Source organism: Amycolatopsis sp. NPDC003731 (assembly GCF_053586895.1).
In genome coordinates this window covers 1-16654 of record NZ_JBSFNC010000033.1, presented here as the reverse complement: position 1 = coordinate 16654, position 16654 = coordinate 1, and the positions used below count along the sequence as shown (strand labels likewise).

Here is a 16654-nt window from a genome sequence, read left to right as displayed (position 1 = left end):
AGGTCGACACGCGTGATTGAAGGGTCGACACGCGTGATTAGGGGGTCGACACGGTCAGGCGGTGGTGACCTCGATCCCGACCACGCAGGTGTCGTCGTCGGTGTCCGCGGTGCTGAAGGTCAGCAACCTGTCCAGCTGGTGCTCGAGGCCGCCGTCGTGGCCGTGGACCAAGGTGACCAGGCGGGACACCGAATCCTGGACCGGGCGGTCGCGGCGCTCGATCAGGCCGTCCGTGTAGATCAGCAGGATGTCGCCCTCGGCGAGCTGGAGCTCGTCCTCCTCGTACACGACGTCGCGGACCGCGCCCAGCAGCGAGCCGCGGATCAGGGGCAGCGTCGTCGCCGTTCCGTCGCGGTGGCGGACGATCGGGGGCAGGTGGCCCGCCCGGGCCCAGCGCAGCTTGCGGTGCGCCGGGTCGTAGACCGCCGTCACCGCCGTGGCCGTCACGTGGTCCGTCAGGTGGTAGGCCACCAGGTTCAGCCACGTCAGCAGCTGAGCCGGGCCGGCGCCGGTCGCCGCGAGGCCGCGCAGGGCGTTGCGGAGGCTCACCATGCCCGTCGCCGCGTCGATGCCGTGGCCGGCGACGTCGCCGACGCACAGCAGGACCTCGCCCGTCGGCAACGCGACGGCGTCGTACCAGTCGCCGCCGACCAGGTGCTCCTTCTCCGCCGGGCGGTAGCGGACCGCCGCACGCAGGCCCGGCATGTCGATCGGGCCCTTGGCCGGCGGCATGATCGCGTGCTGCAGCTGCAGCGCCAGCCGGTTGCGCTCGATCGCCTGCTGCTCGGTCTCGGCCAGCCTGTCCCGCGTCGCGGCCAGCGCCACCTCGGTCCAGTGCTGCGACGAAACGTCCTGGTAGGCGCCGCGGACCGCGACCAGCTCGCCGCGGCCGTCGACGACCGGCTCGGCGACCACCCGGATGTGCCGGGCGACGCCGTCGGAGCGCTGCAGCCGGAACGCCGTCGACGACGGCCGCTTGTGGTGCAGCACCGCCCGCAGGAACCGGCCGATCGCCCCGGCGTCGTCGGGGTGCGCGTGCTCGGCCAGGTCGTGCAGCGACAGCGGCGACGCGTTCGGCGGCAGGCCGTACAGCGCGAACAGCTCGATGTTCCAGGTGATCGCCCCGGTGACGACGTTCTCCTCGAAGCCGCCGATCCGCCCGAGCCGCTGGGCGTGCTGCAGCAGCACCGCGAGCTTCGCCGCGTCGTCCTGGATGCGCAGGATCAGCAGCACGTTCCCGGCGAAGCGCGTGACGCTGACGTCGGTGAGCACGGTCAGCGGCACCTGGTCGACCAGGGTGGTGATCGCCACGCTGTCGGCCCGGAACGGCTCGCCGGTGGCGTAGACGCGCTGGATCTTGTCGAGCAGCCCGCTTTCCTCCGCGGCCAGCGGGTAGGTCTCCAGCAGCCGGGTGCCGACGATCCGGCTGCGCGGCCGCCCGCCCGGGTCGGCGAACCGGATGTTCGCGTGGTGGATGCGGAAATCGCCGCCGTCCAGGCACGGCGTCAGCAGCACGGCCGGGTCGTACAGGCCGTCGATGAAGTCCACCAGCTCGCCGAGCACGTCACCCGCCGGCGGGAGCTCCCGGGTGTCGAGCGTGTACGCGCACAGCTCGGCCAGGGCCTCCAGCTGGCGGCGCTGCCGCCCCGGTTCCGCGGGCAGCGGGTCGGGCCAGCACATCTCGACGACGCCGATGATGCGCCCGCCGGTCCCGGTCGGCACCGTCACCCGGCCGCCCCCGGACAGGCTGTGCTGCCCGATCGACGGCAGGCCGGCCGCGGCGAGCGTCGGGCACCAGACGGTGTCGCGCTCGAGCAGCGCGTTCCGGGCGGGTGTCGCCACGCCCGGCGGGACGTACCGCCAGCGCGCCGCCTCCTCGGCGGAGAACCCGGCGGAGCCGGCCAGCGTCAGCGACCCGTCGGACCCGGCGAGCCACACCGCGACCGCGGTCGCGCCCAGCGGCCGCAGCGCATGGTCCAAAATGGACTCCGCGACGCGCTGGGTGTCCCCGGCCGCGAGCACGCCGCTCTCCGCGGTCCGCAGCCGGACCGCGACCGAGTCGCCGGAGTCGTCGGCGCGGGCCAGGAACTCCTGCGCCACCTCGGTCACCCGGTCCGCGGCCGCCTCGCCGACGACGTCCGCGGCGAACTCCAGCGGCGTCATCCCGGCCCGCCCGGCCAGGGTCTCCAGCTGCCGCGCCGCGTCGGCCGGCGCGCACTGCAGGCGTTCCATCAGCACGCCCTTGGCGAGCTCGATCAGCGCGCGGCCGTCGGCGACGGCGTGCGCGTGGTCGATTTCGCTGCGCAGGCGGGCGACGGTGTCGGCCAGCCGCGCGAGGTTGGCCGGGACGTCGGAGACCGGCCGCTCGTCGCCGATCACGCCGTCACGTGCCGCTTGATGCGGGTGATCAGGTCGTCGGCGTCCACCGGTTTCGTGACGTAGTCGGTCGCACCGGAGGCGAGGCTCTTCTCCCGGTCGCCCGGCATCGCCTTCGCCGTCACCGCGACGATCGGGATCCCGGCGTGCTCCGGCATCGCGCGGATCTTCGCCGTCGCGGTGTAGCCGTCCATCTCCGGCATCATCACGTCCATCAGGATCAGGTCGATGCCGGGGTGCGACGCGACCGTCTCGACCCCCTTGCGGCCGTCTTCGGCGTGCAGCACCTGCATGCCGTGCAGCTCCAGGATCCCGGTCAGCGCGTAGACGTTGCGCGGGTCGTCGTCGACGATCAGCACCGTCCGCCCGGCCAGCGTCGTGTCGACGTCCGCCGCGCGCACCGGCGCGGCCGGCTCGTCCGGGCGGACCAGCGGCAGCACCGCGCCGGGCTCCTCGGCCGACAGGTGCAGCGCGATCCGCTCGCGCAGTTCGTCCAGTCCGGACAGCACTTCCAGGGACTGCATGTCCGCGCGGGACTGCACCAGCTGTTCGAGTTCGCCGTCGAGCCGCCGGCTGTTGTGCGCGAGCACCGGGACCAGCCGCAGCGCGCTGTCGCCCTGCATCGCGTCCAGGAAGGTGAACGCGGTCCGCTCCGGCAGGTCCAGGTCGAGCACCACGCAGTGGTAGGCGTCGGTGGCGAGCGCGGCGGCCGCCTCCTGCGTGCCGACCGCCGTCACGACCTCGACGTCGGCGGGCGAGAGGCCGATGTCGCGGCTGTCGGACAGATCCGCGGCCGCGCTCTCGGCGACGAGCGTCAGCAGGCCGTGCTGGCGTTCCTCGACGACCAGCAGCCGCCGGTACGCCCGCGGGCCCGACGCCGCGGCGGGGGCACCGGGCTCGGTGGTCACGACGACGGTGCCGGGGTGGTCCCCCGCCGGCAGCGGTGCGAAGTCCGGGCGCGCGACCGGCAGCGCGAAGGTGAAGGTGCTGCCCTCGCCCAGCGTGCTTTCGGCGGTGATCACGCCGCCGAGCAGCTGCGCGATCTCGCGGCTGATGGACAGGCCGAGCCCGGTCCCGCCGTACTTGCGGCTGGTCGTGCCGTCGGCCTGCTGGAACGCGCCGAAGATGGATTCGAGCTGGTGCTCGGCGATCCCGATGCCGGTGTCGGTGACGCGGAAGGCGACGGCGGGCCCGTGCACCCGCAGCGGCCGGGGCAGCCGTTCGGGGTCCACCGGCTCGATGTGCAGCTCGATCAGGCCGACTTCGGTGAACTTGACCGCGTTGGACAGCAGGTTCCGCAGCACCTGCCGCAGCCGCGAGTCGTCGGTGAGCAGCTCGGACGGCGACCCGGGCGCCACGGTGATCCGGAAGTCCAGGTTGCGCTGGGAGGTCATCGGCCGGAACGTCGCCTCGACGTAGTCGATGAGCTGGCGCAGCGACACCTGCTCCGGCGTGACGTCCATCTTCCCGGCCTCGACCTTCGACAGGTCGAGGATGTCGTTGATCAGCTGCAGCAGGTCCGAACCCGCGGAGTGGATGATGCCCGCGTACTCGACCTGCTTCGCGGTCAGGTTGCGGGTCGGGTTCTGCGCGAGCAGCTGGGCGAGGATCAGCAGGCTGTTGAGCGGGGTGCGCAGCTCGTGGCTCATGTTGGCCAGGAACTCCGACTTGTACTTCGACGCCAGCGTCAGCTGCTGGGCGCGGGCCTCCAGCTCCTGCCGGGCCTGCTCGATCTCCAGGTTCTTCGTCTCGATGTCGCGGTTCTGCGTGACCAGCAGGGCCGCCTTCTCCTCCAGCTCGGCGTTGGAGGACTGCAGTTCCTCCTGCCGCGCCTGGAGTTCCTCCGAACGGGCCTGCAGTTCCGCGGTCAGCCGCTGGGATTCGCCGAGCAGCTCGTCGGTGCGGGCGTTGGCGACGATGCTGTTGACGTTCACGCCGATCTGCTCCATCAGCAGCTCGAGGAACGCGCGGTGCACCGTCGTGAAGCCGTGCACCGAGGCGAGTTCGATGACGCCGAGCACCTGGTCCTCGACCACGATCGGCAGCACGATCAGGCTGGCCGGCGCGGTGCGGCCGAGCCCGGAGGAGATGGTGGCGTAGCCGGGCGGGACGTCGTCGACCGCGATCGCGCGGCGGCTGCGGGCGGCCTGCCCGACCAGCGACTGCCCGACCCGGAACCGGACCGCCGGGCCGTCCCCGTCGTCCGGGTGGCCGTACGCGCCGACCAGCCGCAGCTCGGGCACCTCGGCGGTGTCGTCGGCCAGGTAGAACGCGCCGTACTGGGCGTTGACCAGCGGGACGAGCTCGTCCATCACCGCGGCCGCGACGACGGCGAGGTCGCGCCGGCCCTGCATGAGCCCGGTGATGGTGGCCAGGTTGGACTTGAGCCAGTCCTGTTCCTGGTTCGCCCGCGTGGTTTCGCGCAGCGACTCGACCATCGAGTTGATGTTGTCCTTGAGCTCGGCGACCTCGCCGGAGGCGTCGACGGTGATCGAGCGGGTCAGGTCGCCCTCGGCGACCGCGCTGGTCACCTCGGCGATCGCGCGGACCTGCCGGGTGAGGTTCCCGGCCAGCTCGTTGACGTTCTCGGTCAGCCGCTTCCAGGTCCCGGAGACGCCTTCGACCTCGGCCTGGCCGCCGAGGCGGCCTTCGCTGCCGACCTCGCGCGCCACGCGGGTGACCTCCGCGGCGAACGCGGAGAGCTGGTCGACCATCGTGTTGATCGTGGTCTTGAGCTCGAGGATCTCGCCGCGGGCGTCGACGTCGATCTTGCGGGTCAGGTCGCCCTGCGCGACGGCGGTGGTCACCTGGGCGATGTTGCGGACCTGCCCGGTGAGGTTGTTCGCCATCGAGTTGACGTTGTCGGTGAGGTCCTTCCAGGTGCCGGCCACGTTCGGCACCCGCGCCTGGCCGCCGAGCATGCCCTCGGTGCCGACCTCGCGGGCGACGCGGGTGACCTCGTCCGCGAACGCCGAGAGCGTGTCGACCATCGTGTTGATGACGTCGGCCAGGGCCGCGACCTCGCCCTTGGCCTCGACGGTGATCTTGCCCGACAGGTCGCCGCGCGCGACCGCGGTGGCGACCTGCGCGATCGAGCGGACCTGGCCGGTCAGGTTGGACGCCATGACGTTGACGTTGTCGGTGAGGTTCTTCCACGTCCCCGACACGCCGCGGACGGTCGCCTGGCCGCCCAGGTTGCCCTCGGTGCCGACCTCGCGGGCGACGCGCGTGACCTCGTCCGCGAACGCGGACAGCTGGTCCACCATCGTGTTGATGGTGTCCTTGAGCTCGAGGATCTCGCCGCGGGCGTCGACCCGGATCTTCTGGGACAGGTCGCCGCGGGCGACCGCGGTGGTGACCTGGGCGATCGAGCGGACCTGCGCGGTGAGGTTGTCGGCCATGACGTTGACCGACTCGGTGAGGTCCTTCCAGGTGCCGGAGACGCCCTTGACGTCGGCCTGGCCGCCCAGCCGTCCCTCGGTGCCGACCTCGCGCGCCACCCGGGTGACCTCGTCCGCGAACGCGGACAGCTGGTCCACCATCGTGTTCAGCGTGTCCTTGAGCTCCAGGACCTCGCCGCGGGCGGTGACGTTGATCTTCTGCGACAGGTCGCCCTTCGCCACCGCGGTGGCGACCTGGGCGATGTTGCGGACCTGGTCGGTCAGGTTGCCGGCCATGAAGTTCACCGAGTCGGTGAGGTCGCGCCAGGTGCCCGAGACGCCCTTGACGTCGGCTTGGCCGCCGAGGCGTCCTTCGGTGCCGACTTCCCGCGCGACGCGGGTGACCTCGTCGGCGAACGACGACAGCTGGTCCACCATCGTGTTGATCGTGTTCTTGAGCTCGAGGATCTCGCCGCGGGCGTCGACGGTGATCTTCTGGGACAGGTCGCCCTTCGCCACCGCGGTCGTCACCTGGGCGATGTTGCGGACCTGGTCGGTCAGGTTGCCGGCCATGAAGTTCACCGAATCGGTGAGGTCGCGCCACACGCCGCCGACGCCGGGCACCTGCGCCTGGCCGCCGAGCCGGCCTTCGCTGCCGACCTCGCGCGCCACCCGGGTGACCTCGTCCGCGAACGACGACAGCTGGTCCACCATCGTGTTGACGGTGTCCTTCAGCTCGAGGATCTCCCCGCGGGCGTCGACGTCGATCTTCTGCGACAGGTCGCCCTTCGCCACCGCGGTCGCCACCTGGGCGATGTCCCGCACCTGGGTGGTCAGGTTGCCGGCCATGGCGTTCACCGAATCGGTGAGGTCCTTCCACGTGCCGGACACGCCGGGGACCTTCGCCTGCCCGCCCAGCTGGCCCTCGCTGCCGACCTCGCGGGCGACGCGGGTGACCTCGGAGGTGAACAGCGACAGCTGGTCGGCCATGCCGTTGAAGACCGTGGCGATCTCGCCGAGCAGGCCGTCGGCCCCGCCGGGCAACCGGATGCCGAAGTCGCCGTCGCGGACCGCGGTCAGGCCGGCCAGCAACCGCCGCAGCTCCTGCTCTCCGGCCTCGCCCACGCCTGCAGCTGCGACTTTGGCACCCGGGCGCGTCCCTTCGACCATTGCCCCGCTCATCCGCCACCCGTTTCTTCGGTTGTCCCGCTCCGGTGCACACCGGATGGCTCAGCATAGTGCAGCTGCACTATGCTGAGCGGCAACGGTTGAGCAACCAGCCGCGCCCGTGTCCGCGCGCGCTCCCCAGGCGGTGCTCGAAAGCCTTTCCTTCTCTCCCAGGCCATCCGGCCGCGTTGACCCGTTCGGCTGAACGCCGTCCCGGGCACCGGTTGACGTGCGCGCGGCCGCCGTCGCCGGGATTCGCCGCGCCCGGATTCGCTGTCCGGTGTGGACACTCCACAGTGGATCGGCCGCCGCGCGCGAAGCCGGGTCAGAGCCAATCCTTCTTCTTGAAGATCCCGTACAGGCCGAGCGACAGCACCAGCACCACGGCCGTCGACGTCCAGAAGCCGCTCGGGGCGCCGTTGCCCGGGTACGGCACGTTCTGGCCGTAGAAGCCGGTCACCGCGGTCGGCACCGCGATCACCGCGGCCCAGCCCGTCACCTTCTTCATGATCAGGTTCAGCCGGTTGCCCTGCAGGTTCAGCTGGGTCTCCCGGACCGTCGCGATCAGCTCGCGCAGCGCCTCCGTCTGCTCCGCGGCCTGGCGGGCGTGGTCGTGGACGTCCTCGAAGTACGGCCGGGTCAGCTCGTCGGCCAGCCGCAGGTCCGGCCGCATCAGGGAGCTGAGCACCTCGCGCATCGGCAGCACCACCCGGCGCAGCGCGGTCAGGCTCTTGCGCAGCCGGAACGAGCGGCGCTGCAGCTCCGACGAGTCCGGGCGGTCCTCGAAGACCAGGTCCTCCAGGGCTTCGACCTCGTCGTCGAGGGCCTGGACGGCCTCGTACTGCCCGTCCACGACGTGGTCGAGCAGGCCGTGCACCAGGAACGGGACACCCGACTTCGCCAGCTCCGGCGCCTGGTCCCAGGCGCGCACGACCGGTTCGATGTCGAAGCCGTCGTCCTTGCGCACGGTGACCAGGGCCCGCGGCGTGACGAAGGCGCCGAGCTCGGCCGTCGTGACATCGCCGGTCCCCGCGTCGAACCGCACCGCGTAGGCGGCGAGGAAGGCGTGGCCGTCGTAGCGGTCGAGCTTGGGCCGCTGGTGTTCGGACACCGCGTCCTCGACGGCGAGCCGGTGCAGGCCCAGTTCGTCCGCGAGCTCCGCCAGATCCGCTTCGGTCGGCCCGCAGAGGTCCACCCACACCGTGGTGCCCGGTTCGGCCAGGAACTCCGACACGTCCTCGACGGGGAAGTCTTCCTTCTGCAGCACGCCGTCGCGGTACACCCGGGTCCTGGTCATCCCCTCCGGTTACCCAGCGGCGGCGGGGTTCAAGCCAGCCGGTCCGAGAACCAGGCGCGGACGCGGTGCAGGTAGTCGAGCTGGTGGCCGCGCTCGCGCAGGGAGTGGCCCTCCCGGGGGTAGACGACGAACTCGTGCGGCCGGTCCCCGAGCGCGTGGTGCAGGAGTTCGGCCTGCGACAGCGGGACGTTCGCGTCGTCCTCGCCGTGCACGATGAGCACCGGTGTCCGGATGCGCTGGGCGTGGGTGATCGGGCTGTTCTCCCGGCCGCCGAGGGCTTGGTCGTACCGGCCGCACTCCCCGGTCGCGGCGAGCAGCGGCCAGTCGGCGATGCCCGCGTTGACGACGGCCGCCTTGAAGCGATCCGTCTGCGTGACGGCCCAGGCCGCCATGAACCCGCCGTGGCTGCCCCCGCCGATCCCGAGCCGGTCTCCGTCGGCGACGCCCGCCTCGACGAGCAGGTCGATCCCGGCGAGGAGGTCGGTGAACTCCGCGCCCCCGACGTCGCCGGCGACGCTCGCCGCGAAGGCGTGACCGTGGCCGAGGCCGCCGCGGGGATTCGGGAGGAACACCGCGAACCCGGCCGCGGCCAGCCACTGGCCGTGGCGGAACCACCCGAGCTGGAACCGGTCGGCGTAGCGGTCATACGGGCCGCCGTGGACCAGGGTGACCAGCGGGAAGGGCCCGTCGGCGCGGGTCCGGCCGGGCGGCAGGACCAGGAGGCCGTCGAGGTCCAGGCCGTCTTCCGCCCGGTAGGACAGGCGTTCCTGCCGACCCCACCGGATCCCGGGCACCTGCGGCTCGCCGATGCGCGTGAGCGGGCCACCCGGCGGTCCACAGTGGACGGCTTCCGGTTCGGTGGCGCTGCTCCCGACGACGGCGACGGTGTCTCCGCTCGCGCTCAGGTCCAGCAGGCTGCCGGTCGCGCCGCCGAGCTCGGTGAAGGTGCCGGTGGCGGGATCGAAGCGCCGGATCGTGGTGTCGAGGCCTTCGGCGAACAGGGCCAGCAGCCGGCCGTCACCGGCCCTCGCGAGTTCGATCGGGCAGACACTCATCCCGGCGGTGAGGTTCCGGTGGCCGGTGTCGAAGATCGCGCGGCCGCCGATCAGGCCGGGCGGGGTGATGCCGAGGTAGGCCAGGCGCCAGCCGGCGTCGTCGCGCCACCAGGTGAGGGACGCGGCTTCCGGCGCCGGGACGCCGAGGTCCTGCCGGGCCCCGGTGACGGCGTCGACGAGGTGGAGGCCGGCGTCGTAAAGCCCGGGCTCCCGATCGGCGACGGACCAGGTGAGCACGGCGAGAGAGTGGCCGTCCGGCCGCGCGGTGACTTCGACGACGTGCCGCGGGCCGAAGTCGCCGAGGGGGCGGAGGCCACGGGCCGACGGGTCGAGGAGCCACAGCCGATCAGGCCGGTCGACACTGTCCCAGGTGGGCACTCCGGCCGGGCCGACCACGCGAACCCGGGGGTCGGCCGCCTCCTTTTCCTCGGGGGCGACGAGCACCACCGCACCATCCGGCAGCAGCGCGTACTCGTGGATCCCCGCGGGCCAGTCCGTCAGCTGCTCCGGCTCGCCGCCTTCCCGGGCCACCCGGTAGAGCTGCGCCGTCCCGCGCTCGGCGCGGTCGGAGAGGAAGAAGACCGACGCGGAATCCGGCGCCCACCGCGGCTCCCGGTCTTCCGCCGCACTCGGCGCCGGCTCCCGGGGCGGCGCACTCGCGTCCACGGGACCGGCCCGCACCTCGCTCACCGGATGCTTCCCCGGCTGCCCCACCGGCGAACTCGCGAACACGACCCACGCGCCGTCCGGCGACACCCGCGGCGTCTTCGGCACCATCCGGTCGACCACGGCTTCCGCCGTCAGCTCCCCCATGGGCCCCAGTGTGCCCGAAACCGATCAACTCCGGCCCGCGGCCAGCAGGTGCTCGTGGCCGCCCGCCTCGCGCAGGACCGCGGCCTCCGGCGTCCCCGCGTCCGGGTCGTCCGCGCGGACCGCCGCCAGGAAGCGGACCACCGCGCGGGGTTCCGGGAATACCTCGCCACCCAGGTAGGTCAGGACCGTCGCCCCGGTGGTGTCTTCGATCGCCGCCGCCCAGCCGTGGACTTCGTCCCAGACCAGGGCCAGGTCGTGGCCTGGGAAGCGGGACAGGCGCCAGTCGAGGGCGATGTAGGCCGCCGCGGGGGTGCCCGCGTCGAGCGTGCAGGACTCCAGGCCCACCCCCACGGCCCGGGCCACCGCCCCCACGTAGCCGCGCAACCGCCGCTCGAACGAGAACTCCGTGTCGCGCCCGAAGTCGATCAGAATGCTCAACGCCGCCTCGCTTTCCCCATTGCGCCGCGGGATCCTCCGCGGTCGCCCGATCGGGTACCCCGGGGTACCGCCGCTCAATCCGGCGAACCGGACAGCTCCCGCCAGGCGAGACGTCGTCCATCCGGTGACATCTTCCTTGTCATCGAAACGACGACATGTTAGAACGGAACCACCCGAGAGAAAGGCACCACGACCCCGTGACCGCATCGATCGAACTCCCGACCGGTTACCAGCACCCCGCCGTCCCCGCGCTGCTCGGCTACCTCCGCGACGTCACCGCCGAGCTCGGGATCGGCCTCGAGTCCTGCACCCTCGACCACGACCGCCCGGTCTCGGCCTACGTCGCCCTCGACACGCGGCTGCCGCACTACCCCGACCGCGACGTGGCCCTGCTGTGGGACGAGGAACGCGGCTGGGCGGCCGCGATCGAGACGCACTCCGGCGAGGACCTGATCGTCCTGCGCTACCTGGGCGGGCCCACCGTCGTCCCGCCGCCGCGCCGGGTCGCGCGGTTCGTCACCGCCCTGCACGAGGACGACCACACCGTGGGACGTCCCGACCCCGTCGAGCTCCGGACCGCGGGCGACGCCGGCGAACTCGCCGCGCTGCTGCGCCGGCCGGCCGCGGCCCGATGACGGCGCCGCTGCCCCTGCCCGAGAGCTTCGCGCTGACCTTCCGCGGCTACGACCGCGCGCAGGTCGACGAGCGGATCGACGAACTCCTGGCCGAAATCCGCCTGCTCGGCACCGACCGGGACGCGGCCGTCGCCGAGGCCGAACACCTCGCGCGGCAGCTCGAACGGGCCCGCGCCGACCACGCCGAGCTGAGCGCCCGCACCGACCGGCTGTGCCGCGAACCCGCCGACCCGGCCGCCGTCGGTGACCGCGTCCGGCACCTGCTGGAACTGGCGCACGCGGAAGCCGGCGAGATCGTGGCCACGGCCCGGGAGCGCGCCGCCGCGATCGTCGCCGAAGCGGACGAGGCCGCCGAGCGCCGCACCGCCGACGCCCGCGCGCAGGCCTACCGGATCGTCGACGACGCCCGCCGCCGCGCCGACCGGCTGGCCGCCGTCGAGCGGCGCACCGCCGACCGGCTGCGGCGGATCGACGCCTTCCTCGCCGAGGCCGAATCGGTCCTCGAGGGGCAAACGCCGCTCCGCGCCGTCGCCTGATGCGCATCCGGCGTCGTGAACCGCTTACGGGAATGAGTCTTTTCACGACGTCCGGCGCGCCACCACGGCTCCCGGTGAGGCAGGATCAGGGGGGTGACCATCGATCAGGCCGGGGCGCCGGAAGCCCCGGCTTTCCCCGCGCACGAAGCCCGCGTCGACGCACTGAGACGGCAGCTCACCGCGATCGACGGCGAAGCGACCGTCCGGCTCGCGAAGCGGACCTCCAACCTGTTCCGCTCCCGGGCCGCCGCGAAGCACCCCGGGCTGGACGTCTCCGGCTTCGCCCACGTGCTGCACGTCGACCCCGGGACCCGCACCGCCGACGTCGAAGGGATGGTCACCTACGAGCAGCTCGTCGACGCCACCCTGCCGCACGGGCTGATGCCGCTGGTCGTGCCGCAGCTGAAGACCATCACCCTCGGCGGCGCGGTGACCGGGCTCGGCATCGAGTCCTCGTCCTTCCGCAACGGCATGCCGCACGAGTCGGTGCTGGAGCTCGAGGTGCTCACCGGGGACGGCCGGATCGTCGTCGCCACGCCGGACAACGAGCACCGCGACCTGTTCCACGGCTTCCCGAACTCCTACGGCACCCTCGGCTACGCGCTCCGGCTGAAGATCCTGCTCGAACCGGTCAAACCGTTCGTCGAGCTGCGCCACGTCCGCTTCCACGACCGGGACACTTACTTCACCGCCCTGCGCGAAGCCTGCGACAGCGGTGAAACCGACTTCGTCGACGGCACGGTCTTCGGTCCGGACGAGCTGTACCTGACGCTCGGGACGTTCACCGACACCGCGCCCGCCACCAGCGACTACACCTGGCTGGACATCTACTACCGGTCCATCCAGCGCCGCGAGACCGACCACCTCACGGTCCGGGACTACCTGTGGCGCTGGGACACCGACTGGTTCTGGTGCTCGCGCGCGTTCGGCGTCCAGCACCGGCTGCCGCGGCTGCTGCTCGGCCGCCGGTTCCTGCGGTCCTCGGTGTACTGGAAGGCCGTCGCGCTCGATCGCCGGTTCCGGATCGCCGAGCGGCTGCTGAAGCTCCGGCGGCTGCCACCGGAAGAGACGATCGTGCAGGACATCGAGGTCCCGCTCGACCGGGCCGCGGAGTTCCTCGAGTTCTTCGAGCGCGAAATCCCGATCAGCCCGGTCTGGATCTGCCCGCTGCGCCAGCGGCCCGGTGGCGTCCGCTGGCCGCTGTACGAACTGGACCCCGAAGAGCTGTACGTCAACTTCGGGTTCTGGTCGGCCGTGCCCCTCGACCCCGGCGAGCGCGACGGCGTGCACAACCGGATGATCGAAGCCGAGGTCACCCGCCTCGGCGGGCACAAGTCGCTCTACTCGGACAGCTTCTACACCGAGGACGAGTTCTGGCGGCTCTACAACGGCGACGCCTATCGCGAGCTGAAGCGCGCCTACGACCCGCGCGAGCGGCTGCTCGGCCTCTACGAAAAATGCGTCCGCCGCCGGTGAAAGGAACGAACGTGACCCAGGAGAACATCACCGTCGGCGCCGTCTTCGAGCGGCTGCTCGGACCCCGCGCCGAGGTGTCGATCACCGCCTACGACGGCAGCCGCAGCGGCCCGGCCGACGCGCCGGTGGCCATCGAGGTGCGCTCGCCGCTGGCGCTGGACTACCTGATGTCCTCCCCCGGCGACCTCGGCCTCGCCCGCGCGTACGTCGCCGGCGCGCTCGACGTCACCGGCGACCTCTACACGGCGCTGCACGCGCTGGCCGCGCAGGTCGACCAGCTCACCCCGGCCGACCGGCTGTGGCTGCTGCGCAAGCTCGGCCCGCGCCACCTGCGGCTGGTCAAGCCGCCGGCCGAGGAGCACCCGAGCCGGTTCCGGCGCGGGCTGACCGCGCTGCGGCACTCGAAGGAGCGCGACAGCGAGGCCATCGCCAGCCACTACGACGTGTCCAACCGGTTCTACGAGCTGGTCCTCGGCCCGTCGATGGCCTACACGTGCGCGGTGTTCCCGCACGAGGACGCCACCCTGGAGGAGGCGCAGGCGCACAAGTTCGACCTCGTCTGCAAGAAGCTGGGCCTCAAGCCCGGGATGAAGCTGCTCGACGTCGGCTGCGGCTGGGGCGGGATGGTCGCGCACGCCGTCCGCCACTACGGCGTCGAAGCCATCGGTGTCACCCTTTCGCGGGAACAGGCCCAGTGGGCGCAGAAGAACATCGTCGCGCTCGGGATCGCCGACCGCGCCGAGATCCGCCACCAGGACTACCGGGACGTCACCGAGACCGGGTTCGACGCGATCTCCTCGATCGGCCTGACCGAGCACATCGGGGCCCGCAACGTCCCCGGCTACTTCCGCTTCCTGGCCGGCAAGCTCAAGGCGCACGGACGGCTGCTCAACCACTGCATCACCAACCCGGACACCAGCGTCGCGCACCGCTCGCGCGGGTTCATCGACCGCTACGTCTTCCCCGACGGCGAGCTCGAGGCCCCCGGCGAGCTGATGACGGCCATGCACGACGCCGGCCTGGAGGTGCGGCACGCGGAGAACTTCCGCGAGCACTACGCGAAGACCCTCGCGGGGTGGTGCGCCAACCTCGACGCGAACTGGGACGAGGCCGTCGCCGAGGCGGGCGCCGGGCGCAGCCGGGTGTGGGCGCTGTACCTCGCGGCCTGCCGGCTGGCCTTCGAACGCCGCGAGATCGAACTGCACCACATCCTGGGTGTGCGGACCGACAGCGAGGGCGGGATGGGCATGCCGCTGCGACCCGATTGGGGAGTTTGACCACCGGGGGTGGCCACTCCGGACGCGCAATGGAAGGATGGGGGGTGAGACCGGGTGTCCGAACGGGACGCCCAGGCTCACTACAAAGAGTAGGTATTGGTATGGCTCAGGGCAGTGTCAAGTGGTTCAACGGCGAAAAGGGCTTCGGCTTCATCGCGCAGGACGGCGGGGGTCCGGACGTGTTCGTCCACTACTCCGAGATCCAGGGCAGCGGCTTCAAGTCGCTCGACGAGGGTCAGCGCGTGGAGTTCGAAATCGGCCAGGGCCAGAAGGGCCCGCAGGCCCAGCGCGTCAGCGTCATCTGAGCCACGAGGCAGCCTGAGGCCCTCGCCCCGACCAGGGGCGGGGGCCTTACTCGTTCCCGGGCGCCGACCACACTGCGGATTCACAACGATCAGGTAACGTGGACCGGGTACGAGAGCACCCCCCGTGTGCCGGCGTCCGGTCGGCCTCACTCTCGCACCGTGGCCATCCGAGGCAGATCACCGGCAGGAGCGGTGACGCGCCCGGCCACCCGCAGACCGCTGACCGCCGGGTGTTCCGCTCCCCGGCCTCCCGCGCCCCCGCGCGGCGTAGACCTCGAATCGAGTAGTGCATGACCGCCTCCGTGAAGGCAGCCCGGCCGGCCCCGAAACCCGTCCTCTCCGGCAAGCAGACGATCCCCGAGCTCATCACCATCCGCACGTTCCTGCTGGTCCCGTTCCTCGCGCTGGCCGTCGCCGTCCCGGTGTTCTGGGGCTGGGGCGTCAGCTGGCTCGACCTCACCATCGCCGGCGCGTTCTTCGTGGTCTCGACGCTCGGGATCACCGTCGGTTACCACCGCTACTTCACCCACGGCTCCTTCCGGGCGAAGCGGGCGCTGCGCATCGCGCTGGCCGTCGCCGGCGGACTCGCGGCGCAGGGCCCGGTGCTCGTCTGGGTCGCCGACCACCGGCGGCACCACGCCTTCTCCGACCGCGAAGGCGACCCGCACTCGCCGTGGCTGTTCGGGACCTCGCCGCTGGCGCTGGCCCGCGGGTTCTGGCACGCGCACATGGGCTGGCTCTTCGGCCGCGACAAGACCAACGTCGACCGGTTCGCCCCGGACCTGGCCGCCGACCGCGACCTGCGCGTCGTCGACCGGCTCTTCCCGCTGTGGGTGGTGCTGAGCCTGCTGCTCCCGCCGCTGCTCGGCGGGCTGATCACGCTGTCGTGGTGGGGAGCGCTGACCGCGTTCCTGTGGGCGGGCCTGGCGCGGATCTCGTTCCAGCACCACGTGACGTGGTCGGTGAACTCGATCTGCCACATGATCGGCGAGCGCCCGTTCGCCAGCCGCGACCGCTCGGCGAACTTCTGGCCGCTGGCCATCCTCTCGATGGGCGAGTCCTGGCACAACACCCACCACGCCGACCCGACGTCGGCCCGGCACGGCGTGCTGCGCGGCCAGCTCGACGTCTCCGCGCGGGTGATCTGGGTGTTCGAGAAGCTGGGCTGGGCGTGGAACGTCCGCTGGCCGACGGCGAAGCGGCTGGCCGCGCTGGCCCGCTGATGGACACCGTCGCGCTGACCTTCGACGACGGCCCGTACCCGGAGACGACCCCGGCGCTGCTGGCCGCCCTCGACGGGACGCCGGCGACGTTCTTCCTGTGGGGCGAGCACGCCGAGGCGCACCCCGCGCTGGTCCGGGCGATCGCCGCGGCCGGGCACGTGATCGGCAACCACACCTGGACCCACCCGCGGCTGACCACGCTCGGCCCGGAGGCCCGCGCCGAGGAGGTCCGGCGCACGCAGGACCTCCTCACCGAGCTCACCGGCACCCGCCCGGTCCTGTTCCGGCCGCCCTACGGCGACACCGGCCCGGAGGTCGCGGAAACCGTTGCGGCACAGGGGCTCACCGAGGTCCTGTGGACGGTCGACACCCGCGACTGGGCCGGCTGCCCCGCGGACGAGATCGTCGCCGCGGCCGGGGAAGCGCAGCCGGGCGGCGTCGTGCTGATGCACGAAGGCCGCCCGGCCGCCCTCGACGCGGTCCCCCGCATCCTCGCCGCGCTCACCGAGCGCGGGCTGCGGCCCGGCCCGGTCGCCCTCCGGTGACCGCCGCCCGGAGGTCGCGAATGACTCATTCGGGACACCAGGGCATCCGGCAATTCCTGGACATCGGTTCGGGGATGCCGACGCTCGGGCACGTGCACGAAGTCGCCCAAGCCGTCGACGCCAACGCGCGC

At 72.2% G+C, this 16654-nt stretch carries 13 protein-coding genes; 8 read left to right on the top strand and 5 right to left on the bottom strand.

Annotated features, from left to right (window positions below; all coding sequences use genetic code 11):
- Positions 1–54: 54 nt before the first annotated feature.
- The 5 genes from ACWDN5_RS16495 to ACWDN5_RS16475 form a co-directional block, all read right to left on the bottom strand.
- A complete protein-coding gene (locus tag ACWDN5_RS16495; protein ID WP_310972837.1) occupies positions 55–2379 on the bottom strand; it encodes a SpoIIE family protein phosphatase in 2325 nt (774 codons plus the stop codon).
- On the bottom strand, positions 2376–6926 hold the full coding sequence (locus ACWDN5_RS16490) for a HAMP domain-containing protein (protein ID WP_449676935.1): 4551 nt from the start codon (positions 6924–6926) through the stop codon (positions 2376–2378). Before ACWDN5_RS16490 ends, ACWDN5_RS16495 begins: the two co-directional genes overlap by 4 nt.
- A 322-nt stretch (positions 6927–7248) precedes the next feature.
- Complete coding sequence (locus ACWDN5_RS16485; protein WP_449676898.1) at positions 7249–8220, bottom strand: magnesium transporter CorA family protein; 972 nt, start codon at positions 8218–8220, stop codon at positions 7249–7251.
- 29 nt (positions 8221–8249) lie between these two features.
- Positions 8250–10088 carry a S9 family peptidase gene (locus ACWDN5_RS16480; RefSeq protein ID WP_449676897.1) on the bottom strand — a complete coding sequence of 613 codons (1839 nt, stop codon included), beginning with the start codon at positions 10086–10088 and terminating at the stop codon, positions 8250–8252.
- Positions 10089–10112: 24 nt separating this feature from the next.
- Entirely contained in the window at positions 10113–10526 is a 414-nt protein-coding gene (locus ACWDN5_RS16475) for a DUF6292 family protein (RefSeq protein WP_449676896.1), read from the bottom strand.
- A 197-nt stretch (positions 10527–10723) separates the two neighbouring features.
- Here ACWDN5_RS16475 and ACWDN5_RS16470 point away from each other — a divergent pair, with 197 nt between their 5' ends.
- From ACWDN5_RS16470 to ACWDN5_RS16435, 8 genes are all read left to right on the top strand, one after another.
- Positions 10724–11161 carry a DUF6292 family protein gene (locus tag ACWDN5_RS16470; protein WP_310972841.1) on the top strand — a complete coding sequence of 146 codons (438 nt, stop codon included), beginning with the start codon at positions 10724–10726 and terminating at the stop codon, positions 11159–11161.
- Positions 11158–11697: a DivIVA domain-containing protein gene (locus tag ACWDN5_RS16465; protein ID WP_449676895.1), complete on the top strand. Its 540-nt coding sequence runs from the start codon at positions 11158–11160 to the stop codon at positions 11695–11697. Before ACWDN5_RS16470 ends, ACWDN5_RS16465 begins: the two co-directional genes overlap by 4 nt.
- A gap of 93 nt (positions 11698–11790) precedes the next feature.
- Positions 11791–13173 (top strand): FAD-binding oxidoreductase, encoded by a 1383-nt coding sequence (locus ACWDN5_RS16460; RefSeq protein WP_449676894.1) that lies wholly within the window; start codon positions 11791–11793, stop codon positions 13171–13173.
- Positions 13155–14450, top strand: coding sequence for a class I SAM-dependent methyltransferase (locus ACWDN5_RS16455; protein WP_396136946.1), 1296 nt, complete (start codon positions 13155–13157; stop codon positions 14448–14450). Before ACWDN5_RS16460 ends, ACWDN5_RS16455 begins: the two co-directional genes overlap by 19 nt.
- Before the next feature lie 101 nt (positions 14451–14551).
- Positions 14552–14755 carry a cold-shock protein gene (locus tag ACWDN5_RS16450; RefSeq protein ID WP_004558414.1) on the top strand — a complete coding sequence of 68 codons (204 nt, stop codon included), beginning with the start codon at positions 14552–14554 and terminating at the stop codon, positions 14753–14755.
- A gap of 290 nt (positions 14756–15045) precedes the next feature.
- Positions 15046–15978, top strand: a complete 933-nt coding sequence (locus tag ACWDN5_RS16445) for an acyl-CoA desaturase (RefSeq protein ID WP_310972845.1) — start codon at positions 15046–15048, stop codon at positions 15976–15978.
- Complete coding sequence (locus ACWDN5_RS16440; RefSeq protein ID WP_449676893.1) at positions 15927–16523, top strand: polysaccharide deacetylase family protein; 597 nt, start codon at positions 15927–15929, stop codon at positions 16521–16523. Before ACWDN5_RS16445 ends, ACWDN5_RS16440 begins: the two co-directional genes overlap by 52 nt.
- Positions 16520–16654, top strand: a 135-nt coding sequence (locus ACWDN5_RS16435) for an SAM-dependent methyltransferase (protein ID WP_449676934.1), incomplete at its 3' end; no start/stop codon positions are given. The genes ACWDN5_RS16440 and ACWDN5_RS16435, both read left to right, overlap by 4 nt.